Source organism: Clostridium sp. HMP27 (assembly GCF_000765165.1).
Lineage (GTDB): Bacteria > Bacillota > Clostridia > Clostridiales > Clostridiaceae > Clostridium_AK.
Genome location: NZ_JMFY01000012.1, coordinates 65,412 through 90,910 on the forward strand (window position 1 = coordinate 65,412; position 25,499 = coordinate 90,910).

Genomic DNA, 25,499 nt, shown 5'->3' on the forward strand with positions numbered 1-25,499 from the left:
CGTGAAACCCAAATTATTAAAAATGTTTCAGAGAAGGGAGCTAACTGGAGAGAGAATTTTAAAGGATATAGTTGCAGGGATAATAGTTGCAATTGTAGCATTACCATTATCAGTAGCTCTTGGAATATCTTCTGGGGTGTCTCCGGAAAAAGGACTTATAACTGCAATTATGGCAGGATTTTTTATTTCTTTTTTAGGAGGAAGCAGAGTTCAAATAGGAGGGCCTACAGGAGCATTTGTAGTAATTGTATATGGAATAATTGAAAAGCACGGAATAGAAGGACTTATTATAGCAACTATGATGGCGGGAGTGATACTCATAATTTTAGGGCTTGCTAGAATGGGAAGCATAATAAAATTCATACCTCACCCTATAACTATAGGATTCACATCAGGTATAGCAATCACACTACTTTCTACACAAGTTAAGGATTTCTTAGGACTTTCAATTGAAAGTGTACCAGCAGAATTTATTCCTAAATGGCAAACTTATTTTCAGCATTTTAACACCATAAATATGCCTACATTATTAGTAGGATTAATTTCTTTGGGGATAATGATTTTATGGCCTAAAGTAAATAAGACAATACCAGGCTCACTAATAGCACTTGTAATTGCAACTGCAGCAGTAAGTCTTTTTAAGCTGCCTGTTGAAACTATAGGAAGTAGATACAGTAATATTTCTTCATCAATACCTATGCCTTCTATAAGTTTAGTTAGCTTTAGTACTATTCAAGAGCTTATAGGACCTGCATTTACCATAGCTATCTTAGCGGCTATAGAATCATTACTTTCAGCGGTAGTAGCTGACGGTATGATAGGTGGGAAACATGATTCCAACATGGAACTTGTAGCTCAAGGAGTTGGAAATATTGTATCAGCGTTGTTTGGAGGTATACCTGCAACTGGTGCCATAGCTAGAACAGCTGCAAATGTAAAAAATGGAGGAAGAAGCCCTATATCAGGAATTGTACATGCTATAACTTTGCTCTTAATAATGCTTGTATTTATGCCCCTTGCAAAGCTTATACCAATGACAACATTGGCTGCAATACTGATTATTGTTTCTTATAATATGGGGGAATGGAAGTCTTTTTATTCCTTTATGAAAGCACCAAAAAGCGATATGGTGATACTTGTATTAACATTTTTATTAACAGTTGTATTTGATTTAGTAGTAGCAATTGAAATTGGAATGGTGCTTGCTATGTTTTTATTTATGAAGAGAATAGCAGATACCACAACTATAAAGACTTCTATATGTGAAAATTGCAGTGAAGAAGATGAAGTTGTAGAAAACACTAATCGTAGTGATAAAATATTAATTTATGAAATAAATGGACCATTTTTCTTTGGGATAGTACACAAATTTTTAGAAGTTATGAATGAAATAAACAAATCTTATGATGTACTTATATTAGATATGAAAAATGCTACAAGTATTGATGCTACTGGAATGGATGCTTTAAAGAGATTGTATGCAAGATGTGAAAAGCATGAGGTAAAAGTATTGCTTGCAAATGTAAAGGAGCAGCCATATAGTGTTTTAGAAAACATGGGCTTTATAGAGTTGATTGGGAAAGATTGCGTATTTGAAAGTAGGGATGAAGCAATGGAGTTCGTAGCATAGCGCCGAGTTAATCACTACATAAAGCTCAAACATTTGGTATATTTATACATAAAGTAATTTTAAATTGAAAATATAATCTTACTGTAATATAATAAAAAAATAATATATTTAATAATAAGCTTTACTGTACAGTAAAGCTTATTTTACTTTAAGGGGGAGCTTAGACGTATGGAAGGGGCTATAAAACTAGTCGAAAAAATTGATAGTTTTTTATGGAATTGGCCGCTATTAATTTTGCTCTTAGGAACTCATGTGTTTTTAACGGTTAGATTAAAATTTATACAAAGGTATATGGGAAAGGCTATCAAACTTTCAGTAACAAAAGATGATAATGCAAATGGAGATGTAAGTCAATTTAGTGCACTTACTACAGCGCTTGCAGCTACCATAGGGACAGGAAATATAGTTGGAGTTGCTACAGCGATATCACTTGGAGGTCCTGGTGCTGTTTTTTGGACATGGATCACAGGAGTATTTGGGATATCTACTAAATATGCAGAAAGTTTACTCGCAACTAAGTATAGAGTTAAAACTGCAGATGGTACAATGGCGGGAGGCCCCATGTATGTTTTAGAACATGGTATGAAAAAGAAATGGCTAGGTGTACTGTTTGCTATATTTACAAGTATTGCTGCTATAGGAACGGGGGGAATGGTTCAGTCAAATGCCATTTCTGCTATGATAAATGATACATTTAAGGTGCCTTATGCTGTAACTGGAGTAATACTAGCAGTACTTACAGCAGTTGTTATCCTTGGAGGAATAAAAAGTATCGCTAAGGTTTGTGAAGTATTTGTTCCTTTTATGGCAGGTTCATATATTTTAGGATGTTTAATAATACTTGCATTTGGCTATAAAACTATACCAAATTCTCTATATACTATAATAAGCTCTGCGTTTACGGGGCAAGCTGCAGTTGGAGGATTTGCAGGTTCTACAATAATGATGGCAATGAGATTTGGAGTATCTCGAGGACTTTTTTCTAACGAATCAGGACTTGGAAGTGCCCCTATAGTATCTGCTGCTGCACAAAGTAGAAATCCTGTGAGACAAGCTCTTGTAGCATCAACTGGGACATTTTGGGATACTGTAATTGTTTGTGCTATAACAGGATTAGTACTTACAAACACAGGAGTATGGAACCAAGGACTCCAAGGAGGACAGCTTACAAAGGAGGCATTTGGAACCATACCAATGATGGGACCCATTGTTCTTACTATAGGACTTATAACATTTGCATTTTCAACGATACTTGGGTGGTCTTACTATGGAGAAAAGTCAATAGAATATCTATTTGGCAAGAAAGCTATTTTTCCGTATAAGTTACTTTGGATTATTATGATATATGTAGGTTCAGTTTTTTCACTTGACGTTGTATGGAACTTTGCTGATTTGGCAAATGGACTTATGGCAATACCAAATTTAATTTCTTTAATTGCCTTAAACAGTGTTATAGTAAAGGAAACAAAGAAGTATCTATGGGAAGATAACTTAGATAGAGAATGTAATGATGAAAAGATAGCAATTTAAAAAACATAAGTAAAGCTTTGGTTTAGGGAATTGAATGTAATAATTCTTTAATACCAAGCTTTATTTGTTTTAAAAAGGATATTCTTGTATTATAATATAGCTAGGCTAGCATGATTTATAAAAGGGGCTAATCTTGCTGTATGGTCTTATAATCATGAAATGGAAATAAGTCATAATAAAATGGAGGAAGGTTTTTAAATGCCTACAGATAAAAAGAATAAGGACAAGAAATTTGATGACAATAAGATGAAGTATATAATTTACTATGTCATTGCCGCAGCAATTGTAGTGTTTTTTATTAATGACTATATAATGAATACTCAGACAAAACATATTAAATACACAACTTTTTTAAATATGATAGAGCAAAAGCAAGTTAAAGAAGTGGAGTTTTCAAAAGATAAGGTTATAATATATCCTAATGAAAAATCAGGATATGAAGAAAAACTTTTATATACAGGAAAGGTTGAAAATGATACAGAGCTTTTAGAAAAATTAAATAAAGCAGGTATTTCTTATGATACCATAATTCCAAAGCAAGATAATCCGGTAAGGAGCTTTATACTTAATTGGATACTTCCTTTTGTAATATTTATGTTTATAGGAAGATATTTATTTGGAATGCTTGATAAGAAAATGGGCAGTGGCGTTATGTCTTTTGGTAAAAATACAGCTAAGATTTATGCAGAAAATGAAACTGGTGTAACATTTAAAGATGTAGCAGGACAGGAAGAAGCAAAGGAATCACTAGTAGAAATAGTTGATTTTTTACATAATCCTAAAAGATATACTGAAATAGGAGCAAAGCTTCCCAAAGGAGCATTGCTGGTAGGTCCTCCGGGAACAGGAAAAACCCTTCTTGCTAAAGCAGTTGCAGGAGAAGCCAAAGTGCCTTTCTTTTCTATATCAGGCTCGGGCTTTGTAGAAATGTTTGTTGGTATGGGAGCTTCAAGAGTCAGGGACTTGTTTGAACAGGCTCAAGAAAAGGCACCATGTATAATATTTATAGATGAAATAGATGCTATAGGCAAAAGCCGTGAAGGGAATATTAGTGGAAATGACGAAAGAGAGCAAACGCTAAATCAGCTTCTTGCAGAAATGGATGGGTTTGATTCCTCTAAGGGAGTAGTAATCCTTGCTGCAACTAATAGGCCAGAGGTACTTGATAAGGCACTTTTGAGACCAGGTAGATTTGATAGACGAGTAATTGTAGATAGACCTGACCTTAAGGGAAGAGAAGACATACTAAAGGTTCATTCAGTTGGGGTTAAAATGGATAAGGATGTAGACTTAAAGGCACTGGCAAAATCAACTCCTGGAGCTGTAGGAGCAGATCTTGCTAATATTATAAACGAAGCAGCATTAAGGGCAGTAAAGAATAATAGAAAAGAAGTAATACAAGAGGATTTGGAAGAGGCTGTTGAAATAATAATTGCTGGAAAAGAAAAGAAGGATAGAATATTATCTCCACAGGAAAAGAGAGCGGTGGCATTTCATGAGGTAGGTCATGCATTAGTAGCAGCCCTTTTAACCCATACAGATCCAGTGCATAAAATAACTATTGTACCAAGAACTATGGGGGCCCTTGGATATACTCTTCAAGTTCCTGTTAAGGAAAAGTATTTGAGTACTAAAGAAGAAATGCTTGATCAAATATCAGTTATGCTTGGAGGAAGGGCTGCAGAAGAGGTTGAATTTAATACGATTTCTACAGGAGCATCAAATGATATAGAAAGAGCAACAGAAACAGCTAGAAATATGGTAACTATATATGGAATGAGTGAAAGATTTGATATGATGGGACTAGAGTCTATATCAAATAGATATTTAGATGGTAGAGCTGTTAAGAATTGTAGTGAAACAACGGCAGCTATAGTTGATGAGGAAACTTTAAAGATAATAAAAGATGCTCATAGTAAGTCAATAAATATACTTAAGGAAAATCATGAACTGCTGAGAAGAGTTTCAGAAAGACTATTAGAAAAAGAAACAATCATGGGTGATGAGTTTATGGCTATGGTAGAAGGAAAAGAAATACATGAAAATATAGAGAGCAAAGACAATGTAGAAAATGTAACAAGTGCAGAAGATAGCGATGAAGCTACACATAAGTTAGTTTAGCATTATAACAAATTAAAAGTACTTGCTATCGGTTACTAAATTTAAACGGGGTGATACAAATATGGAAAGAGAAGAATTAGAGAGGGAATTAAAAGAAGAACTTCAAAAAGAATTAGACCTTGGTATGGAAAAAGAAAGACTTAAAGAGACTATAAATATAATCAATCAGGAAATAAACAATTATATAGAAAAGAGACATGAGATATCAGAATATATACTTGGGTATAGAAAAGAAGTATTAGAAGAATATAAAGATGATGAAGATAAAATAATTGAGTATTTTGACCATGAAAGGTTCGTAGCAGAAGAACAGTTTAAGGTTATAGATAGAAGATTAAAGGAGCTTGTTATACTGAAACCTAGTCCTTATTTTGGAAAGGTGAATTTTATTGAGGAAGAAATAGGACTAGAAGAAAGCATGTATATTGGAAGATTTGGTGTTATTCCTAAGGATGAATTTGAACCAATAGTTGTAGATTGGCGTGCGCCAATATCTTCACTGTTTTATGCTGGGAAAACGGGGGAAGTTTATTATACTTCTCCAAATGGAGAGATTAGAACTGAAGTTTTAAATAAGAGGCAATTTGTTATAAAAAAGGCACAGCTTCTAGGAATGTTTGATTCAGCTATAGACATTAAAGATGACATACTTCAAATGGTGCTAAGTAAGAATGCTACATCAAAGCTAAAAGATATAGTAATGACAATACAAGCTGAACAGGATAATCTAATAAGACAGCCAAAGGATAAAACCATAGTAGTTGATGGTGTAGCAGGAAGTGGCAAAACTACAATAGCACTTCACAGGGTAGCTTATTTGCTGTATAACAATAGAAAAACCTTGCAAGATAAGGTGTTAATATTAGGACCTAACAAAGTCTTTATGGAATATATATCTACGGTACTTCCAAGTTTAGGAGAGGTAGGAGTTAGGCAAACTACCTTTAGAGATTTAGCTATGGAACTATCTGAGATAGATAGTATAATGTCATTTAAGGAGTATATGGAAAATGTATTAAGCGGAAATAAAGAATTTATAAATGAGATGCTTTATAAGAATTCCGATGAATACATTGAAAAGCTTGATTTATTAATAAGTGACCTTGAAGATAATTATTTTGAACTAAGAGATATCACTATATATAATAAAATGATTATAAGTAAACAAGAACTTCGGGATTTATTTCAAAATCATTTTAAAGCTATGCCACTGTTCAAAAGAAATAAAAGAACTAAGAGAATAATTTATACTAGAATAAATGAATTAAGAAATGATGCAGTAAAGGCTATAGAGAAGAAATATAAGGAAAAAATGAATGCCCTTTCTGAAGAATCCTTAAATTTAGAAGGAAGCGAATTGGAATTTAAAAAAAGATTAGAAATAAGAGAAGCCATTGAAGAATCTATAAAGGCTAAACAAGGCTTAAGATGGATAAATAGTGAAGAAATAATTAATATATATATGAGATTTAATGAAGAAAAAACTTTAACATATGACGATTTAGCAGCGGTGCTTTATTTAAAGATAAAATTAGAAGGATTTACAGCACCAGAAGAGGTAAAACATGTTGTTATAGATGAAGCACAGGATTATAGCAAACTTCAATTTATGGTTATAAATGAGTTAACTAAGTGCCAGTCTTTAACTATAGTAGGAGATAGCAACCAAAGGTTACTTCCTATGAGGGGAGAAGTACCTATGCGTTATATAGAAAAGTATTTATCAAATAAAAATGTACAACATTTTAAGCTTGATAAGAGCTATCGTTCTACTAAAGAAATAATGGAATTTGCAAATAAGTATATTCAGAGTGATAATATAGTACCTTTGGTGAGAAGTGGTGAAAGAGTAGAAGTAACTGAGTTTAAGCAATATGAAGATATCAAAGAAAAGCTTTTAATAAATATAAGCAAATTAAAGGAAAAGGGCCATGAAAGCATAGCAATCATATGCAGAGACCTAAAGGAAACCAATAAGATTGGGGAATTATTAAAAGATAAGATGTATATAAAGGTAATAGATAATGAGGAGATATTATATACTTCTGGGGAAGTTATAATGCCTTCATACTTTGCTAAAGGGCTGGAGTTTGATGCAGTAATTGTTATAGATACTAATAATGAAATAGAAAATAAAGATAAAATGCTTTATGTAATGAGTACAAGAGCATTACATGAACTATATGTATATGAAAAAAATTGCTAGGAGTTTACTCCTAGCAATTTTTTTACCATTTAAGCTAAGTGAGTTAGTTTTCATAAGAAATTAGTCTTTGTACAAGCTCATCTACCATTACATTAATTGTTTCAAAATTGATATTTGAAACATAGTAGGCTTCTAGTACGTCATGAATTTTCTTGCATTTAGTTATACATTGTAAGCCTTCATGTAAAAGATCATAGAACTTAGCCTCATCCTTTTGAATTTCAGCTTTATATTTATCTAAATAATCTTTATTCAAAAGATCGGCCATCTTAATATTCTCACCTTCAAAGGATTTTCTATTTACTTCATTAGAAGTTACAATAGCTACATTTAAATCTGGAATAAAGATGTGTTCTATTCTATTTGGATTTATTACATCATGGAATATTTCTACAAAAAATCCGCGATTTAGAGCTTCATCTTTTAAGAAGTTTAAAACCTCTGTTTTGCCAGTGCCGGGGTCGCCATTAAGCACATAGACATTTTTAAAAGGAGCTACAAGTTCATCAATAAAGGTTATTATTCCATTAGGAGTAAGTGCTGTACAGAATAGATGTCGTTCTTTTCCTATAGCAAGAACATTATCCTTGAAAATCTTATCCCTTAGTGTTTTCTTTAAATCATTCAATTTTACTTTATCTAGCGCTTCAAGATTATAGTTTCTCCAGTCTTCATGAACTGCAGCAGCAGCTTTAAAATAGTTAAAGCCCCTTTTATAGGAGCGACTATTATCAGCATAAATTGGATATAATTCTTCTTTTATAGATGACAATCCCTTTTCATCTAAGCATACTCCTAGATTAAATGTTTCATCTACAGCACCAGGATATACAGGATCTTGCATATGAGGAGCAGTACCATCAATCAAGGCTACATTTAGGCCCTTAATAAGTATTGCGTCTAAGGATTCGTTGTCAGAAGAACAGTGAAAGTATTCTACATCATATCCTCTATTTTGAAATATATTACCTATTTTTTTCATTGCAGATGACTTGCCAGTTCCGGGACCACCTTTAAAATATATTACTCTTCTAGCTTCCTTAGTAGGAATTATATAATTAAAGAAGAAATATGGACCTAAAGGTGTATTGCTTCCAGGAAATAAGTGTCTTTCTCTTCCGGTCATAATTTCACACTCCATAAAAAAAATTATACAATATAATATGCAAAATTTAGTTCTATGTGATTGTGGAGCATAATATTTAAAAAGGTATTAACAAAAATAAAAAATCCATAATCGCTAAAATATAATATGTATTATAAGTTAACGATTATGGATTAATGGCTAGTTATTAGCAAAATCCCTATCTATTGTAATTATAGCATTATAGTGAGGGTGGATATTCTTTATATCCTTATTTAAACTGGATTTAATTTCTTCTATAAATTGATCAGTGAGTTTTTGTGTATAACATACAACTATATCAAATATAAGATTCTTAGTATCACCTTCGCCAACCATTCTAAAATCATGAAGTGATTTAATCATAGAATATTTAGTTATTATGCTTTCAACTTCACTTTTAGCATAATTTACTTCCTCATCATTAGTATTTATGGGATCCATATGAACAACAAGTACCACATTTAGCTTTTCAGAAATTTCCTTTTCAGCTCTATCGATAACGTCATGAATTTTAACTATTGATATATCCTGTGGCACTTCGGCATGAACTGTAGCTATAAATTTATTAGGTCCATAGTTATGGATTATTAAATCATGAGTGCCTGTTATGTATTCATAACTCAATAAGCTGCTTGTTATTTTCTCAACTAAATCAGAATCTGGTGCAGTACCTAAAAGAGGATCTAAGGTATCTTTTATTAGTGAATATCCTGAATAAAGTATAAATAATGATACAAGCATTCCTATATAGCCATCTATAGGAAAAGCAATCCATTTAGATAATAGTAATGACAATGCTACACAGCTTGAGGTAAAAACATCTCCCAATGCATCCATAGAGGAAGCTTGAAGAGCTGAGGAATTTATAGTTTTACCGATATATTTATTAAATCTGCTAAGCCATACTTTTGTAAATACAGATAAAACAATAAGGATAAATGGGATGATTTCAAATTTTACAGGAGTAGGATTAATAATTCTTGAATAGGAAGACTTTACAAATTCAAATCCTACTAAGAGAACCATAAAGGATACTATAAGTCCAGATAAGTACTCTATTCTCCCATGACCAAAGGGATGCTCTTCATCTGCAGGTTTAGAAGCCAGCTTAAATCCAAGCATAGTTATTATAGAAGAAGTGGTATCTGAAAGATTGTTAAAGGCATCTGCGGTAACTGATATACTTCCAGATACAATTCCAACTGCAAGTTTTACTCCAAAAAGTATAGCATTAACTACTATTCCAATAATGCTTCCTAAAAATCCATAGGAGTTTCTAACTTTTTCATTTTCAATATTTTCAGAGTCTTTTATAAAACGCTTAACTAATAATTGAGAAACCATTCTAAACACCTCGTAACTTTAATTAAATACAATTATAGATTATACCACTAACAATTACCAATTAACAATTACCAATTAACTATTATCTATTATTTGAAAGAAGAACATAATTATGTTATGCTAAATTTATTAAATTTTCAATTAAAGTGAAAGAAAGGTTGATTGTGGATGGAGAATAAAGTTACATTAGCTAAGGATTTGATAGACTTTATATATAAAAGCCCAACGGCATTTCATGCTGTAGAAACTGTGAAGAGCATTCTAGATGAAAATGGATTTAATGAACTTAAAGAAACAGAGCAGTGGAATTTAAAAGCTGAAGAAAAGTATTATGTAATAAAAAATAATTCAGCAATAACAGCATTTGTTGTAGGAAGAGAAAGTATTGTAGAAAATGGATTTAGAATAGTAGGAGCACATACAGATTCTCCAACCTTCAGAGTTAAACCTCATGCTGAAATGACATCAGAGGGGAATTATTTAAAGTTAAATACGGAGGTTTATGGGGGACCAATCTTAAATACTTGGATGGATAGACCATTGTCTATAGCAGGAAGAGTTATTTTAAAATCCAATAATCCTTTGAAACCAAATTGTAAATTGGTAAATATAAAAAAGCCAATACTTATAATTCCTAACATAGCTATACATATGAACAGAGAGGTAAATAAGGGATTTGAAATAAATGCCCAAAAGCATACATTACCTTTGGTTGGAATGATTAATGATAAGCTTTCGAAGGAAGATTTCTTGCTAAACATTATAGCAAAGGAATTGAATATAGATAAAAGTGGGATACTAGATTTTGATTTGTTTTTATATGAATATGAAAAGGGCTGTATAATGGGAGTAAATGATGAGTTTATATCCAGTGGAAGATTAGATGATTTGGCTATGGTGCATGCAGCTCTAGAAGCCCTTATAAATTCAAAGCCATCGATCGCAACAAATGTTTTAGTGTGCTTTGATAATGAGGAAATAGGAAGTACTACAAAACAAGGAGCAGATTCTATATTCTTATCAAGTATTTTAGAAAGAATAGTAGAAAAGGAGCAAAGTGGGAAGGAAGCATATTTTAGAACTTTGGCAAACTCCTTCATAATATCTTCAGATTTAGCTCATGCGGTACACCCTAACTGGGAAGAAAAAACAGACCCTACTAATAGACCTATAATAAATAAGGGACCTGTAATTAAAATAAATGCTAACTTCAGTTATACTACAGATGCTTATAGTTCAGCTGTTTATGAAGGGATATGTAAAGAACAAAGTGTTCCTGTTCAAAAATTTGTAAATAGGTCTGACTCAAGAGGAGGTTCAACTATAGGACCTATATCTTGGTCTCATGTGAATATTCCATCTGTAGATATAGGGACTCCAATACTTGCAATGCATTCTATAAGAGAGCTTGGCGGAGTAGATGATCATTACTATATATGTAAAAGCTTTGAAGGATTTTATTCTATATAACATATAGAGATTATGGATTATATTATAAAGCAGCATGCATCAATTCATTTGAGATAGTTCTGAAGTTTATGTTGATTTTAAAACTCTAATGTGATAAACTAAAAAGAAAAAATAAATATACCTGGGGTAGAGGTGCTGTAATTAATAGTATTTATTCTTAGCGGCCGCGCGATGAGGAATAAAGAAAGGAATTATAGCCGAAGAAGAATAATGTAGGAAGTTATCTTCTGGCTTTGTATAAAATATATGCAAAGTTGTCACTATAATGGTGGAGAGCTACAGAGGTTACATACAATAGAAGCTAAAAAGCAGCTATAGGTATAACCTTAGCTGCTTGTTTTTTTGTAAGATTTATTTGATTTTAAGAAATAACTCAAACACAATAAAAGTTTAGGGGGCAACATTATGAATTTATTTGGAAGCATGGAAATAAGAGAAAATACACTTTATATAGGTGGAATAAGCACTGTTGAGCTTGCCGAAAAATACGGAACTCCTTTGTATGTTTTTGATGAGGGGCTTATGAGAAACACATGCAAAGATTATTACAAGTATTTTAAAGTAAATGAGTCAAACAATAGGGTTGCATATGCGGGAAAGGCATTTTTGACTTTAGCTATGTGTAAGTTAATTGAAGAAGAAGGTCTTTGTTTAGATGTAGTATCTGGCGGAGAGCTATACACTGCTATGAAGGCAAACTTTCCAGCAGATAAAATTTATTTTCATGGAAACAATAAGACTCTAGAAGAAGTAGAAATGGGAATAGATTATGGAGTTTCAAGATTTGTAGTAGATAATTTTTATGAACTAGAACAAATAAATAAAATTGCAACAAGAAAAAATAAAGTTCAAAAGGTACTATTAAGAATAACTCCAGGGATAGAAGCGCATACTCACGATTATATAAAAACCGGTCAGATAGACTCTAAATTTGGATTTACTTTATCAAATGAAGATGCCTTAAAAGGAGTTAACATGGCGTTAGATCTCCCTGGTATTGAACTTGCAGGGTTACACTGCCACATTGGTTCTCAGATTTTTGACTTATCACCATATGAAGATGAAGTAGAAATAATGATGGGATTTATAAAAACTATAAAAGATGAATTTAACTATGAAATTGAAGAGCTAGACCTAGGTGGTGGGTTTGGAATTTATTATACAGAAGAAGATGAACCAAGAAGTACTAAGGAATACTGTGAAACTATAATAAATAAAGCAGATGAAGCTCATAAGAGATTAGGGATAAAGCTTCCAATGCTTACTATAGAACCTGGAAGATCTATAGTGGGAAATGCAGGGATAACTCTTTACACTATAGGATCTACAAAAAATATTCAAGGAGTAAGGAAATATATATCAGTAGATGGAGGAATGGGAGATAATATAAGACCTGCGTTATATAATGCTAAATATGAGTGTGTTGTTGCAAATAGAATGGAAAATGAAAAAAATGACTTTGTAACTATAGCGGGTAAGTGTTGTGAGTCTGGAGATATACTTATAAATGATACAAATATAGCAGACTCTGAAAGTGGAGATGTTTTAGCAATGTTTACAACTGGTGCATATGGATATTCCATGAGCAGTAACTATAATAAGATACCTAAAGCAGCTGTTGTATTTGTAAAAGATGGAGAAGCAAGACTTGTGTGTAAAAGACAAAGCTATGAGGACTTAATTGGAAATGAAATGTTTTAAATATTAGTTTTAGTATTTAAAAAATTGAAGTGTAAGGAGAAATTTCTCCTTACACTTTTTTACTGTAAGAATAAGTCGCTGTCGGCAGCTAATTCTTGAGAGGTGTTGTCAAATTCCCAGGTGGCTATATTATTTGCCACAATTGGGTCTCGTACATTGTCCGGCAATTTTGTATAATCAGTTTTAGAATATGATTTAACTATCTTTTGTGGAGCTTCTAAATAGTCCCTGTCCATTGCGAGATATCCACTATTCTTTTCTGTCATGGAAATCCCTCCTTATAAATTAGTTTGGAGAATTTAAATAGAGGAAAATATATTATCCTCAAGATTAGTATTCCACAGCTATTAAAAAAAATTACTTTTATTTTAAGTATATGTTTTAATTTTGGAGGTATATTAAATTGGTATATTCATAATATGTTCATAAAGTATAAAAAAAGTTAAATAAATAAATATTTTAATTAAGAAGGATAAAATGATGCTTTATAGAATAATAATAATAGGGTAATAATTATTATTAATAGGGAGGATTATAAAATGACTAAGTTAAATGAAATTTATAAATGTGGAATTTGTGGGAATATAGTTGAAGTGGTACATGAATCAGTAGGTACTTTAGTATGCTGCGGTAAAGAAATGATACATCTTAAGGAAAATACAGTAGATGCTGCAAAGGAAAAACATGTTCCTGTAATAGAAAAGATCGAAGGTGGCGTTTTAGTAAAGATAGGAGAAGTTGAGCATCCTATGCTAGAAGAACATCATATAGAATGGATAGAAGTTCTAACAGTTGATAAAGTTTATAGAAAGTATTTAAAAGTAGGCGAAAAGCCAGAAGCTATCTTTAAAGTTGATGAAGAAATAATTGCAGCTAGGGAATATTGCAATTTGCATGGTTTATGGAAAAAATAGTTTATTGATGATTAATAAAAATAATTAAGGTATATAATAATCCCTATATAACAAAATAATTGTTATATAGGGATTTTAGTTTTATAATAGTATATTAAGGAATAACATATAAATGTAACATATTATCGTAAATGAGAAGATTATAAAATGGAGGAATTTACAATGGAGCAGACAGAACAAAAGAAAGTTATATTTAGTGGAATACAGCCTTCTGGTGAATTAACTTTAGGAAATTACCTAGGAGCGTTAAAAAACTGGGTAAAGCTTCAAGACCAATATGATTGTTACTATTGCATAGTTGATATGCATGCTATAACAGTAAAACAAGAACCAAAGGATTTAAGAAGAAGAACTTTAGAAGTTTTATCTATATACATTGCAGCGGGGATAGATCCAGAAAAGAATACTTTATTCATACAATCCCATGTACCAGCTCATGCAGAAGCAGCATGGCTTTTAAACTGTAATACCTATATGGGTGAATTATCAAGAATGACACAATTTAAAGATAAGTCTCAAAGATATGGAAATAATATTTCTGCAGGTCTTTTTAATTATCCAGTGCTTATGGTAGCAGATATACTTTTATATCAAGCAGATTTAGTGCCGGTGGGAGTGGACCAAAAGCAGCACTTAGAGTTAACTCGTGATGTTGCGGAAAGATTTAATAATACATACAGTGAAACTTTTAAAATACCAGAACCATATATACCTGAGGCAGGAGCTAAGATTATGGATCTTCAAGAGCCAACTAAAAAGATGTCTAAGTCCTCTGATAATCCTAATTCATATATACTTATAATGGACCCACCAGAAGTAATAAGAAAAAAGGTATCTAGAGCAGTAACTGACAGCTTAGGGGTAGTTAAATATAACGATGAGCAGCCAGGAGTTAAGAACTTAATGACTATTTTAAGTGTAATTAAGGGAAAAACTATGGAAGAAATAGAAAAGGAATATGAAGGCCAGGGTTATGCTCAGTTTAAAAAGGACGTAGCAGAAGCAATAGTTATGGAACTTGAGCCAATACAGAAAAAAGTAAAAGATTTGGTAGCAAATAAGGAATACTTAGAAAGTATTTATAAAAAGGGAGCAGAAAAGGCAAGCTACGTAGCAAATAAAACCCTTAGAAAGATGCAAAAGAAGATAGGATTTATACCAGTATCAAGATAATAAAAATGCTATTAGTAGAAAATTATATAATGTATAAAAGTGTATGCTCGTTTTTATTAAGCATGCACTTTATTTATTTAAAGGGGTTGCAAAATACATAGTTTTTGTATATCATATGATTATAAACGAATATGATAATATAAGGAGTGAGAAAGTTGGATTTAATACAGGTGATGAAAGCATTATCTGATGAAACACGTATGAGAATACTTAATATACTCAAAGAAGGAGATTTATGTGTTTGTGAAATAGAGGTTTTACTTGATATAAACCAGTCTAATGCATCGAGACATCTAAACAAATTAACAAATGCAAAAATTCTAGATTATTACAAGGTAGCTAAGTATGTTTATTACAAAATAAATGAAGATACAATTAAAGAGTTTCCTTTTTTAAAACAGATAATTGAAAAGCATGCTATCAAGTTAAATCAGTGCAGAATAGATTATGAAAGGTTAATGAAATATAGAGAAAGTAACTTAAGTTGCGATGACTTAAAAGAAGGTAAGGTTTGCTTTAATAATTAACTTGAAATAAATAATATTACAATACGGAGGATGATTTTATGAAAGCAAAGGTAGCATTTATATGTGTACACAATTCTTGTAGATCACAAATGGCAGAGGCGCTAGGAAAGTTATTTGCAATTGATATATTTGAGTCCTACTCAGCAGGGACAGAGCTTAGACCACAAATAAATCAGGATGCAGTAAGAATCATAAAAGATTTATATAATGTAGATATGAATGAAACGCAAAAATCTAAGCTATTAGATGATATACCAGCGGTAGATATTGTTATAAAGATGGGATGTAATGTGGTTTGTCCGTATTTACCAGCAAAACACGTAGAGGATTGGGGACTAGATGACCCATCAGGTAAGAGTGATGAAGAATTTATAAAAACTGCAAGAACTATTGAAGAGAAAATAAAAGATTTAGCAAGAAGGATTGAAAACAATGAGATTAAGTTATAATTGGTAAAAATCGCACCACTGGAGTGGTAAAAGGAGGATTTTAAATGACTACTGAAAATAAAGAAGGCGGTAAGGCCCTTGGAGTATTTGAAAGATATCTTACTATTTGGGTAGCGTTGTGCATTGTTGTAGGAATACTTATTGGTAAATTCATGCCAATTATACCAAATACCCTTAATAAATTTGAATATTATAATGTATCTATACCAACGGCTATATTAATATGGCTTATGATATATCCTATGATGCTTAAAATTGATTTTTCAAGTATCGTAAATGCAACAAAGAAACCAAAAGGATTAATAGTAACTTGCGTTACTAACTGGCTTATTAAGCCTTTTACAATGTATTTAATTGCAGCATTTTTCTTAAAGGTTGTATTTAAGGCATTTATACCTGAAAACTTAGCAACAGAGTATCTAGCAGGGGCAGTACTTCTAGGAGCAGCACCATGTACCGCAATGGTATTTGTATGGAGTTATTTAACTAAGGGGGATCCGGCTTATACTTTGGTTCAAGTAGCAGTAAATGACTTAATTATATTAATAGCGTTTACCCCAATTGTAGCATTTTTACTTGGAATAAGTGATGTAACAGTTCCTTATGGAACATTAATACTATCAACTATATTATTTGTTGTAATACCATTAGCAGCAGGATACTTTACTAGAAAGTCTGTAATAACAAACAAAGGTTTAGAATACTTTAATGATGTATTCTTAAAGAAGTTTGATAATACTACAATTATAGGATTGTTATTAACTTTAGTTATTATATTCTCTTTCCAAGGAGAAATAATCATAAATAATCCATTACACATTCTTTTAATAGCAATACCTCTAACAATTCAAACTTTCTTAATATTTGCAGTTGCTTATGGATGGGCTAAAGCATGGAAACTACCTCATTCAATTGCTGCGCCTGCAGGAATGATTGGTGCAAGTAACTTTTTTGAACTAGCGGTTGCTGTTGCAATATCATTATTTGGATTAAAATCTGGTGCTGCACTTGCTACAGTTGTAGGTGTTTTGACAGAAGTGCCTGTAATGCTTACTCTTGTTAAAATAGCCAATAATACTAGAAACTGGTTTCCAAGTGAAAAATTAAGAAGTTAAAATATAATTGATATAGTATTCAAAATAAACACAAAGCCCTTGGGGATAAACCAAGGGCTTTATGTTTATAAAATTTTATAGTTAATGGGTTGACAAAATATCATGTAAAGCATAATATGTATATATACCCATGTGGGTATATATACATATTACAAGTAAATTTTTAAGGGAAGTGAGAACAATGGAGAAATTAATAAACTTTTTTAAAATACTATCCGATGAAACTCGTTTAAGAATTTTAGTACTTTTATATCATAAGAAGCTTTGTGTTTGCGAAATGTGCGGCATTATGGAAGAAACACAGCCTAAGATATCAAAACATTTAGCAAAGCTTAGGGATATGGGATTTGTTAAAGATGAAAGAAAAGAACAATTTATATATTATTGCTTAAATTTTAATAATAAGGTACTTGAGAACATTTTAAAAGAAATTGTAGACAATATTAATGACTATGAGACATTGAAGAAGGATATTGAAAAGATTGTTTATGCGGAAGTTTATCTTGATTCATGTAAAGGGCAGGCGTAACAGCTCAATGGTAAATAAGCTGATAGGAGGAATAAAATGAGTATAATTTCTAGTTTATTTGGATTACTTAATGATCAAATATTAAAAATGAAGTGGCTTTCAGAACTAGTGCGCTTGTTAATAGAAAATCTATTTGGATTATCTATTAAAGAAAAGTTGGGAGGAAGTATACATTTCTTTATTTATGACACTATAAAAATTTTTATATTATTATCACTATTGATATTTATAATATCTTATATTCAAAGTTACTTTCCGCCAGAAAGAACAAAGAAAATTCTTGGGGGAATAAAGGGGATTAAGGGAAATATATTAGGAGCATTGCTTGGAACTATTACTCCATTTTGCAGTTGTTCTAGTATCCCTATATTTATAGGATTTACCTCAGCAGGACTTCCACTTGGAATAACATTTTCATTTTTAATATCATCACCGCTTGTAGATATAGGCTCATTGCTGATATTAATGTCTTTCTTTGGAGCTAAGATTGCTATAGGATATGTTGTGGTAGGATTAATACTTGCAGTGTTAGGTGGAAGTATTATTGATAAGTTAGGTCTTGAAGATGAAATACAAGAGTATGTTCGTGATATAGAAAATGTCGATGGTGAAATAATCGAAATGACTCGTGAAGAGAGAATATCTTATTCAAAGGATCAAGTTAAAGATATATTTAGAAAAGTTTGGCTATATGTATTAATTGGAGTTGGTATAGGAGCTGTAATTCACAATTGGATACCTCAATCAGTTGTGGAAAAGGTTGTTGGAAGTAATAATCCATTTGCTGTAATTTTAGCAACAGCTATAGGAATACCAATGTATGCTGATATTTTTGGAACTATTCCAATTGCTGAAGCTTTGCTCACAAAAGGTGTTCCAGTAGGAACTATTTTATCATTTATGATGGCTGTAACTGCGCTTTCATTACCATCAATGATTATGCTTAGCAAGGTGGTAAAACCTAAACTTTTAAAGATGTTTATAATTATAGTTTCAATAGGTATAGTTATCATAGGATATTTATTTAACGCATTTTCATATATGTTTATATAAACATTCAATGGTTAGAAGTAGCCATTAAAATATAAAATTTGGAGGGAGAATAAATTATGATTATTAAAATTTTAGGAACAGGATGTACGAACTGTAAAAAACTAGAGGAAAACGCAAGAAAGGCAGTAGAAGAATTGGGATTAGATGCTACTATTGAAAAGGTAACTGAAATTAAAGATATTATGAAATATGGGGTAATGAAAACTCCTGCACTTGTAGTAGATGAAAAGGTGAAAATTATGGGAAGAGTTGCAACATCTGATGAAATAAAAAAGTACCTATAGAAAAATTAACTAATAAAAGATAGGATATAAGAGAACTTTTAAAGGAGTTCTATAAAAAATACAGCGGTATGTGCTAATTTATAATTTGAGGGATACATGGTGAAGTATTACTATGTATCCTATATTTTTATTCAAATATTGAAGTGATTTTTAGTGTATTTAATCTTTAATTTAATATATGATTATGAAGTTAACTCAAAGTGAGTGATACTAATTGATTATATAGGAAACAATATAACTATGAGAAAATATATATTTAAGGTTTAAAAATAAATAATAAATGTTATAATATTGTAGGAAATACTCACAAGTTTAAGAAGAGGAGAGTTTTGCGTGGAAGATTTAGTTAAAGAAATAGAGAGAAGAAGAACTTTTGCCATCATATCCCACCCGGATGCTGGTAAAACTACCATAACTGAAAAACTGCTTTTATACGGAGGTGCCATAAGACTTGCAGGTTCCGTTAAAGCTAGAAAAGCTAATAAGCATGCAGTATCTGACTGGATGGAAATAGAAAAACAGAGAGGTATATCTGTAACTTCTTCTGTTATGCAGTTTAACTATGATGGATACTGCATAAACATATTGGATACCCCAGGTCACCAAGATTTCAGTGAGGATACATATAGAACACTTATGGCGGCAGATAGTGCTGTAATGGTTATAGATGCTGCAAAGGGTGTTGAGGAACAAACTAAAAAACTTTTCCATGTATGTAGTTTAAGAGGAATACCTGTATTTACATTTGTAAATAAAATGGATAGAGAAAGCAGAGATCCTTTTGAATTAATGGAAGAAATAGAGAGCGTACTTGGAATTCGTTCCTATCCTATGAATTGGCCTATAGGATCTGGGGCAGATTTTAGAGGAGTATATGATAGAAACAGAAATGTAATTGAAGTATTTAATGGTGGTAATCACGGACAGACTCAAGTAGAAGCTTTAGAAGGAGAAGTAAACGACCCAGTATTTAAAGAGCTTTTAGGAAGTGCACTTCATGATAAACTTATAGAAGATATAGAACTATTAGATATAGCTGGAGACGATTTTGATATAGAGCAGGTAAGAAAAGGTGATCTTACTCCTGTATTTTTTGGAAGTGCCCTTACAAACTTTGGTGTAGAGCCATTTTTGAAGGACTTTTTGAATCTATCCACATCACCACTTCCAAGAGAATCAGATCAAGGAGAAGTTGATACCTTCGAAGAGGAGTTTTCAGCTTTCATATTTAAAATTCAGGCTAATATGAATCCTGCGCACAGGGATAGAATTGCGTTTATGAGAATATGTTCCGGTAAGTTTAAAAAGGGAATGGAAGTATTCCATATTCAAGGCAAAAATAAAATTAAGCTAGCACAGCCACAACAATTCTTAGCACAGGATAGAGAAATAGTAGAAGAGGCTTATGCAGGAGATATCATAGGGGTTTTTGACCCAGGTATTTTTAGCATAGGAGACACTTTGTGTAAGAGCCCTAAAAAGTTTAAATTTGAGGGCATTCCAACTTTTGCACCAGAACATTTTGCTAGAGTTAAAACTATGGACACTATGAAGAGAAAGCAATTTGTAAAGGGAATTACGGAAATATCCCAGGAAGGTGCAATCCAAGTATTTAAGCAGATAAATATAGGAATAGAAGAAATAATAGTTGGAGTTGTAGGTGTACTACAATTTGAAGTATTAGAATATAGAATGAAAAGTGAATATAATGTAGATATAAAAATGGAAAGACTTCCTTTTAGATATGTAAGATGGATTGAAAATACTGATATAGATGTAGAATCCCTTAGTATAACTAGTGATACTAAGATTGTAAAAGACTTAAAGGATAGAAGCTTAATGTTATTCCAAAGTGATTGGGCTATAAGCTGGGCGTTGGATCACAATAAAGGAGTAGTTTTATCCGATATTGGTAAGAGTGAGTAATTAGTTAACGGGTTGCATAACTTATAGTAATCCACGATTTCGTTATAAATGAGCACATCTCAATTTGCTGAGATGTGCTCATTAATTATGCAAGTTTTATGTGGAAGGGTCAATATTATCTTAAAATACTGCGTTTATATTTTCCTTCTTCCAAATAAAGCATCTACCACAAATATCACTGCAGCAATTATCAGTAATAAGTGTATAAGACTACCACCAATTCTAAATATAAGACCTATAATCCAAAATAAAACTACAATTCCACCAATCCATCTTAAAATACCCATAAAATCACCTCTACATTTATTATTGGTTATAACATGTTTATAGTATTAACATAATTTTATGGTTTTATCCAACGTGCCACTTGCCATGTGGGTGGCACTTAACAAATAAAAAAGAGAAAAATCTCTTTTGAGATTTTTCTCTATATTTTCTTAGTATCTTCTGTCGTTTCTGTTAGCTTTTCTAGCTTTTCTGCACTCTGGGCATCTTACTGGCTCGTTTTCAAATCCTTTTTCTTTGTAAAAAGCCTGTTCTCCCTCAGTGAATACGAATTCCTTGCCACAATCTTTACATACGATAGTCTTATCTGCCATTTAAAACAACCTCCTTAATATCATAGGAACAGGGTAATTTTTCACGGATAATCCTCCTACGATAAAGGAGATATCTATCTGAATAAATTAACCTTCCTTATTAAAACCGGAGAAGCTCTCCTAAAAAATATTATAGCATAATTTAATAAAAAAACAACTAGGATTAGTAAAGTTATGCAATTTTAAACTGCATATTTTGGCAATGTTTTAAGAAATTTGGGCAAGATAATAACCAATAAATTATGCATTAAAAATTCAGGATTCATAATTAAAAATTAAAGTAATATATATGTTATAATATATTTATAGTAATTTATAAGGTGAGTTAAGAGGGTATATATGGATAAGAAAAGGCTTATAAATTTAATAAAAAAAGGCGAAGGAATAAAGCTAGATTTTAAGCAAAAATTAGAGCTAGATATGGAAAGTTCACGAAAGGAATTAGCTAAGGATATATGTGCTATAGCAAATTCCAAAGGTGGAAGAGGATACTTAATAATAGGAGTAGAAGATAAAACAAAGAAAATTATCGGAATAGGTGATGAGTATAAATACAGTGAAGAACAAATTCAACAAATAGTAAGCTCAAGATGTGAGCCCCCTATACCAATAAATTTAGAATTCGTAGATATAGAAAATAAGAGGATAGCTATAATAAATATATATGATGGGCCACAAAAACCTTATCAAATTAGAGAAACTGGAGCTTTTTATATAAGAAGAGGATCTACTACAGATACTATGAGAAAAGAGGAAATTATATCAGCCCTTCAAGAAAACTTAAGTTTAAATTTAGAACTTTGTCCAATTGTAAATAGTACTTTAGACTGCATAGATAATTCTTTAGTAGATAAGTATTTTATGTTTAAAGGAATTGAATCAAATGATAATAATAGAATAGAACTTATGGAAGGTGCATCAATAATAAATTTTGATGGAGATATGAATAAATATGTTTTAACTTTAGGAGGAGTATTAGTATTTTCTAGAATGAGTTACTTGTTTGCGCCTCACAGTATGATAAAAATAATTAATAAAGTAAATAAGAATTTTCCAGAGAGCATGGTGATTCAAGGAGATCTACTCTCCATGTTAGATGAAGGTGAAGATGTAATAAGAGAGATACTTCCTAAGACATATCCAGTTAAGGCTATATATGAGGGATTAAGCAATGCCATATTATACAGGAATTATGCTTTATATTATACAGAAATAGAAGTAATTATAGAATCAAATAACATAATTTTAAATAGTCCAGGAAATCTATTGTCTAAACATTTAGAAAATAATCATAGCTTTTTAAAAAGAAACATGTGGATTTATGAAAAGCTTATAACCTTAGATGATAAAGGAAGATTTTTAAATTCAGGAAGAGGTTTTGCAAGAATTAAGGCACAATTTAAGGGCAAAGCTAGAGTGAGTTTCGTAAATTCTTTAAAAGAAGAGAAGTTTAAAATTATTTATCCAGGAACTAAATTTTATAAGTAACGGAATATTTCGGCAAGGATATAATAATAATAAGTAATAATATAAGGCGTAAATAGGTGCTGAAAATGGTTGTATAATACATGAAAAATAAAAGTAAATAAAGGTAGAAAAATGTTTTTAAAATATTCAGTCAATTGTATTGAAATAATATTTCTTGTATTATATAATTTAGTTACAGGTAACCTAAAAACCTAAAAAATATAGTTAGGGGTGGTAATCATGATTCAAGTATTTTGCAGCCAGAGAGGATCAGGTAAGACTAAAGCATTGATACAAATGGCAAACAGCAAAGTTGAGACAGAAAAAGGACACATTGTTTATATTGACGATGACAAAAGGGCTCTATTTGAATTACACAGACAGATAAGATTTATACCAACCTGCGATTTTAAAATTAAAAACTATGAGAATTTTTATGGATTTTTGTGCGGCATAGTGTCACAAGATTACGATATTGACACCATTTTCGTTGATGGCTTATTTAATGTTGTAAATCTTGATAGGGATAGTGCGGCACATTTGTTTTATCACTTAGAACAGTTAAGTGAAGATTATAACGTAGACTTTTATATAAGTGTTAATGAGGAAGAAAATATTCCTGAGTGTATGAGAAAATACATGAGTGATTTGTATGTAAATGATTTAGTGTATGCTTAATAACTTAAGCTGATGGATGAGAAAATTACTTTTAGTTAATAGGGGAGAAAATTACTTTAAGTTCATATATAATGTAAACGTATGTTTTGATTGAAAATCAATATTTCTAAGTTGCAAATAAGGTTTAAGAATGGGATACTTTTTATGTTAAAATATTGGAGAAAACCTTAGGGCTGAAAATTAATTCAGCCCTAAGGTTTTTTCTCCGATCGATGCTATTGCTAACAGGGATAAGCACTGATACGCGCCTGGATAAGTTCTTCTAAGGTTCAGATGGAGCAAATATTCCTTATAAGCAAACTCCACCTAAACCTAAGAATCACTTGATAAGGTTGATAAAAATTTCATTTATATATATACTATACATATATAAAAATTGGGATATTAAACTAAGCAATAAGGAGGTAAGCTTAATGAGCAATGTATTTGATGTACTAATGGAACGTGGATACATAAAACAATTAACTCATGAAGAAGAAATAAAAGAAGCATTGGGAAAGGAAAAGGTTACATTTTATATAGGTTTTGACCCCACAGCAGATAGTTTACATATAGGACACTTTCTTCCCATGATGATGATGGCACATATGCAAAGAGCAGGACACAGACCTATTGCACTTGTAGGTGGCGGTACTGTAATGATAGGAGACCCTTCAGGTAAAACAGATATGAGAAAGATGCTTGATAAAGAGACCATTAATAAAAATGTACAGAGTATAAAAGGTCAATTATCAAGATTTATAGATTTCAGTAATGATAAGGCAATTTTAGCTGATAATGCAGATTGGCTGCTAAAACTGAACTATGTGGAATTTATAAGAGAAATAGGGGTGCATTTTTCAGTTAATAAAATGCTTACAGCAGAGTGCTTTAAGCAAAGATTAGAAAAAGGACTTTCTTTCTTAGAGTTTAACTATATGCTAATGCAAGGATATGATTTCTTAGAGCTTAACAGAAGATATGGCTGTACTATGCAGTTAGGCGGAGATGATCAGTGGTCCAATATGTTAGCTGGAGCTGACCTTATAAGAAGAAAAGAAAGTAAGGCAGCATATGCCATGACCTGTACTTTGCTTACTAATAGTGAAGGAAAGAAAATGGGTAAGACTGAAAAGGGAGCATTGTGGCTTGATAAGGAAAAAACTACTCCATATGAGTTTTATCAATACTGGAGAAATGTAGATGATGCAGACGTAGAAAAGTGTTTAGCATTATTAACATTTTTACCTATGGATGAAGTTAAAAAACTAGGAGCCTTAGAAGGTGCAGAAATAAATGAAGCAAAAAAGGTTCTAGCTTTTGAAGTTACAAAGCTTATCCATGGAGAAGAAGAAGCAGTTAAAGCGAAGTCAGCTGCAGAAGCTTTATTTGGAGCAGGAAAGGACATGAGTAATGTTCCTACAGCAACTATAACTAGAGAAAAGTTAAACTTAAGTATATTAGATATACTTGTTGAAACTAAAGTATTACCTTCTAAAGGTGAAGCTAAAAGATTAATTCAGCAGGGTGGACTTAGTATAAACGATGAAAAGGTTACAGATGCAGCTAGAATAGTTACCGAAGAAGATTTTAAAGATGGAGCTATGATAGTGAAAAGAGGAAAGAAAAATTATAACAGAATAGTAATTGAATAGATGGATTCCTTGAAGCATGAAAT

The 25,499-nt window shown here is 31.6% G+C and carries 23 protein-coding genes and 1 riboswitch; of the genes, 18 read left to right on the forward strand and 5 right to left on the reverse strand.

Going from position 1 to position 25,499, the window contains the following annotated elements; all coding sequences use genetic code 11:
- Positions 1-22 precede the first annotated feature (22 nt).
- The 4 genes from sulP (at position 23) to DP68_RS05720 (ending at position 7,487) form a co-directional block, all read left to right on the forward strand.
- Positions 23-1,630, forward strand: coding sequence for a sulfate permease (gene sulP / locus DP68_RS05705; protein ID WP_291547613.1), 1,608 nt, complete (start codon positions 23-25; stop codon positions 1,628-1,630).
- Positions 1,631-1,798: 168 nt separating this feature from the next.
- Positions 1,799-3,160 carry a sodium:alanine symporter family protein gene (locus tag DP68_RS05710; RefSeq protein ID WP_035307320.1) on the forward strand — a complete coding sequence of 454 codons (1,362 nt, stop codon included), beginning with the start codon at positions 1,799-1,801 and terminating at the stop codon, positions 3,158-3,160.
- A gap of 198 nt (positions 3,161-3,358) precedes the next feature.
- Positions 3,359-5,281: an ATP-dependent zinc metalloprotease FtsH gene (gene ftsH, locus DP68_RS05715; protein WP_035307322.1), complete on the forward strand. Its 1,923-nt coding sequence runs from the start codon at positions 3,359-3,361 to the stop codon at positions 5,279-5,281.
- 61 nt (positions 5,282-5,342) lie between these two features.
- The gene (locus DP68_RS05720) at positions 5,343-7,487 is read left to right on the forward strand and encodes a UvrD-helicase domain-containing protein (RefSeq protein ID WP_035307324.1); all 2,145 of its coding nucleotides are present in this window, start codon (positions 5,343-5,345) and stop codon (positions 7,485-7,487) included.
- A gap of 43 nt (positions 7,488-7,530) precedes the next feature.
- On the opposite strand, the gene DP68_RS05725 is transcribed toward DP68_RS05720, so the two are convergent.
- Both DP68_RS05725 and DP68_RS05730 read right to left on the reverse strand, forming a co-directional pair.
- Positions 7,531-8,613: a PRK06851 family protein gene (locus DP68_RS05725; protein WP_035307326.1), complete on the reverse strand. Its 1,083-nt coding sequence runs from the start codon at positions 8,611-8,613 to the stop codon at positions 7,531-7,533.
- 159 nt (positions 8,614-8,772) lie between these two features.
- Positions 8,773-9,957: a cation diffusion facilitator family transporter gene (locus DP68_RS05730; protein WP_035307329.1), complete on the reverse strand. Its 1,185-nt coding sequence runs from the start codon at positions 9,955-9,957 to the stop codon at positions 8,773-8,775.
- A gap of 168 nt (positions 9,958-10,125) precedes the next feature.
- Between DP68_RS05730 and DP68_RS05735 the strand changes: the two genes are divergently transcribed.
- Both DP68_RS05735 and lysA read left to right on the forward strand, forming a co-directional pair.
- The gene (locus tag DP68_RS05735) at positions 10,126-11,427 is read left to right on the forward strand and encodes a M18 family aminopeptidase (protein WP_035307332.1); all 1,302 of its coding nucleotides are present in this window, start codon (positions 10,126-10,128) and stop codon (positions 11,425-11,427) included.
- A 119-nt stretch (positions 11,428-11,546) separates the two neighbouring features.
- A riboswitch (Lysine riboswitch) is annotated at positions 11,547-11,714 on the forward strand.
- Between the two features lie 118 nt (positions 11,715-11,832).
- On the forward strand, positions 11,833-13,128 hold the full coding sequence (lysA, locus tag DP68_RS05740; RefSeq protein WP_035307335.1) for a diaminopimelate decarboxylase: 1,296 nt from the start codon (positions 11,833-11,835) through the stop codon (positions 13,126-13,128).
- 59 nt (positions 13,129-13,187) lie between these two features.
- On the opposite strand, the gene DP68_RS05745 is transcribed toward lysA, so the two are convergent.
- Entirely contained in the window at positions 13,188-13,394 is a 207-nt protein-coding gene (locus DP68_RS05745; RefSeq protein WP_035307338.1) for a hypothetical protein, read from the reverse strand.
- Between the two features lie 273 nt (positions 13,395-13,667).
- On the opposite strand from DP68_RS05745, the gene DP68_RS05750 reads away from it, so the two are divergent.
- The 9 genes from DP68_RS05750 (at position 13,668) to DP68_RS05790 (ending at position 21,098) form a co-directional block, all read left to right on the forward strand.
- The gene (locus DP68_RS05750) at positions 13,668-14,042 is read left to right on the forward strand and encodes a desulfoferrodoxin (protein ID WP_035307339.1); all 375 of its coding nucleotides are present in this window, start codon (positions 13,668-13,670) and stop codon (positions 14,040-14,042) included.
- Positions 14,043-14,204: 162 nt separating this feature from the next.
- A complete protein-coding gene (gene trpS, locus DP68_RS05755; protein ID WP_035307341.1) occupies positions 14,205-15,215 on the forward strand; it encodes a tryptophan--tRNA ligase in 1,011 nt (336 codons plus the stop codon).
- 155 nt (positions 15,216-15,370) lie between these two features.
- Complete coding sequence (locus DP68_RS05760) at positions 15,371-15,742, forward strand: metalloregulator ArsR/SmtB family transcription factor (RefSeq protein ID WP_035307343.1); 372 nt, start codon at positions 15,371-15,373, stop codon at positions 15,740-15,742.
- 38 nt (positions 15,743-15,780) lie between these two features.
- Complete coding sequence (locus DP68_RS05765) at positions 15,781-16,191, forward strand: arsenate reductase ArsC (protein WP_035307346.1); 411 nt, start codon at positions 15,781-15,783, stop codon at positions 16,189-16,191.
- A 44-nt stretch (positions 16,192-16,235) separates the two neighbouring features.
- Complete coding sequence (gene arsB, locus DP68_RS05770) at positions 16,236-17,306, forward strand: ACR3 family arsenite efflux transporter (protein ID WP_035307348.1); 1,071 nt, start codon at positions 16,236-16,238, stop codon at positions 17,304-17,306.
- 181 nt (positions 17,307-17,487) lie between these two features.
- Positions 17,488-17,835, forward strand: a complete 348-nt coding sequence (locus tag DP68_RS05775) for a metalloregulator ArsR/SmtB family transcription factor (protein ID WP_035307351.1) — start codon at positions 17,488-17,490, stop codon at positions 17,833-17,835.
- A gap of 36 nt (positions 17,836-17,871) precedes the next feature.
- The gene (locus DP68_RS05780) at positions 17,872-18,888 is read left to right on the forward strand and encodes a permease (RefSeq protein ID WP_035307354.1); all 1,017 of its coding nucleotides are present in this window, start codon (positions 17,872-17,874) and stop codon (positions 18,886-18,888) included.
- A 56-nt stretch (positions 18,889-18,944) separates the two neighbouring features.
- Positions 18,945-19,172 carry a thioredoxin family protein gene (locus tag DP68_RS05785; protein WP_035307357.1) on the forward strand — a complete coding sequence of 76 codons (228 nt, stop codon included), beginning with the start codon at positions 18,945-18,947 and terminating at the stop codon, positions 19,170-19,172.
- Positions 19,173-19,505: 333 nt separating this feature from the next.
- Positions 19,506-21,098, forward strand: a complete 1,593-nt coding sequence (locus DP68_RS05790) for a peptide chain release factor 3 (protein ID WP_035307361.1) — start codon at positions 19,506-19,508, stop codon at positions 21,096-21,098.
- A gap of 134 nt (positions 21,099-21,232) precedes the next feature.
- Here the strand turns inward: DP68_RS05790 and DP68_RS19435 are convergent, their stop codons facing one another.
- Positions 21,233-21,385 (reverse strand): lmo0937 family membrane protein, encoded by a 153-nt coding sequence (locus tag DP68_RS19435; protein ID WP_186428922.1) that lies wholly within the window; start codon positions 21,383-21,385, stop codon positions 21,233-21,235.
- A 150-nt stretch (positions 21,386-21,535) separates the two neighbouring features.
- A complete protein-coding gene (locus tag DP68_RS05795; protein WP_035307364.1) occupies positions 21,536-21,697 on the reverse strand; it encodes a zinc-ribbon domain-containing protein in 162 nt (53 codons plus the stop codon).
- 339 nt (positions 21,698-22,036) lie between these two features.
- On the opposite strand from DP68_RS05795, the gene DP68_RS05800 reads away from it, so the two are divergent.
- The 3 genes from DP68_RS05800 (at position 22,037) to tyrS (ending at position 25,476) form a co-directional block, all read left to right on the forward strand.
- A complete protein-coding gene (locus tag DP68_RS05800) occupies positions 22,037-23,185 on the forward strand; it encodes an RNA-binding domain-containing protein (protein WP_035307367.1) in 1,149 nt (382 codons plus the stop codon).
- Positions 23,186-23,404: 219 nt separating this feature from the next.
- Complete coding sequence (locus DP68_RS05805) at positions 23,405-23,842, forward strand: hypothetical protein (RefSeq protein WP_035307369.1); 438 nt, start codon at positions 23,405-23,407, stop codon at positions 23,840-23,842.
- 413 nt (positions 23,843-24,255) lie between these two features.
- Positions 24,256-25,476 (forward strand): tyrosine--tRNA ligase, encoded by a 1,221-nt coding sequence (gene tyrS, locus DP68_RS05810; RefSeq protein WP_035307371.1) that lies wholly within the window; start codon positions 24,256-24,258, stop codon positions 25,474-25,476.
- Positions 25,477-25,499 lie beyond the last annotated feature (23 nt).

Coding starts and splice junctions, on each gene's coding strand:
- DP68_RS05735 (WP_035307332.1), top strand. CDS start 10,126: ATGGAGAATAAAGTTACATTAGCTAAGGATTTGATAGACTTTATATAT.
- trpS (WP_035307341.1), top strand. CDS start 14,205: ATGGAGCAGACAGAACAAAAGAAAGTTATATTTAGTGGAATACAGCCT.
- DP68_RS05745 (WP_035307338.1), bottom strand. CDS start 13,394: ATGACAGAAAAGAATAGTGGATATCTCGCAATGGACAGGGACTATTTA.
- DP68_RS05750 (WP_035307339.1), top strand. CDS start 13,668: ATGACTAAGTTAAATGAAATTTATAAATGTGGAATTTGTGGGAATATA.
- DP68_RS05780 (WP_035307354.1), top strand. CDS start 17,872: ATGAGTATAATTTCTAGTTTATTTGGATTACTTAATGATCAAATATTA.
- DP68_RS05725 (WP_035307326.1), bottom strand. CDS start 8,613: ATGACCGGAAGAGAAAGACACTTATTTCCTGGAAGCAATACACCTTTA.
- tyrS (WP_035307371.1), top strand. CDS start 24,256: ATGAGCAATGTATTTGATGTACTAATGGAACGTGGATACATAAAACAA.
- ftsH (WP_035307322.1), top strand. CDS start 3,359: ATGCCTACAGATAAAAAGAATAAGGACAAGAAATTTGATGACAATAAG.
- DP68_RS05785 (WP_035307357.1), top strand. CDS start 18,945: ATGATTATTAAAATTTTAGGAACAGGATGTACGAACTGTAAAAAACTA.
- arsB (WP_035307348.1), top strand. CDS start 16,236: ATGACTACTGAAAATAAAGAAGGCGGTAAGGCCCTTGGAGTATTTGAA.
- DP68_RS19435 (WP_186428922.1), bottom strand. CDS start 21,385: ATGGGTATTTTAAGATGGATTGGTGGAATTGTAGTTTTATTTTGGATT.
- DP68_RS05805 (WP_035307369.1), top strand. CDS start 23,405: ATGATTCAAGTATTTTGCAGCCAGAGAGGATCAGGTAAGACTAAAGCA.
- DP68_RS05795 (WP_035307364.1), bottom strand. CDS start 21,697: ATGGCAGATAAGACTATCGTATGTAAAGATTGTGGCAAGGAATTCGTA.
- DP68_RS05775 (WP_035307351.1), top strand. CDS start 17,488: ATGGAGAAATTAATAAACTTTTTTAAAATACTATCCGATGAAACTCGT.
- DP68_RS05710 (WP_035307320.1), top strand. CDS start 1,799: ATGGAAGGGGCTATAAAACTAGTCGAAAAAATTGATAGTTTTTTATGG.
- DP68_RS05800 (WP_035307367.1), top strand. CDS start 22,037: ATGGATAAGAAAAGGCTTATAAATTTAATAAAAAAAGGCGAAGGAATA.
- sulP (WP_291547613.1), top strand. CDS start 23: ATGTTTCAGAGAAGGGAGCTAACTGGAGAGAGAATTTTAAAGGATATA.
- DP68_RS05765 (WP_035307346.1), top strand. CDS start 15,781: ATGAAAGCAAAGGTAGCATTTATATGTGTACACAATTCTTGTAGATCA.
- DP68_RS05720 (WP_035307324.1), top strand. CDS start 5,343: ATGGAAAGAGAAGAATTAGAGAGGGAATTAAAAGAAGAACTTCAAAAA.
- DP68_RS05730 (WP_035307329.1), bottom strand. CDS start 9,957: ATGGTTTCTCAATTATTAGTTAAGCGTTTTATAAAAGACTCTGAAAAT.
- lysA (WP_035307335.1), top strand. CDS start 11,833: ATGAATTTATTTGGAAGCATGGAAATAAGAGAAAATACACTTTATATA.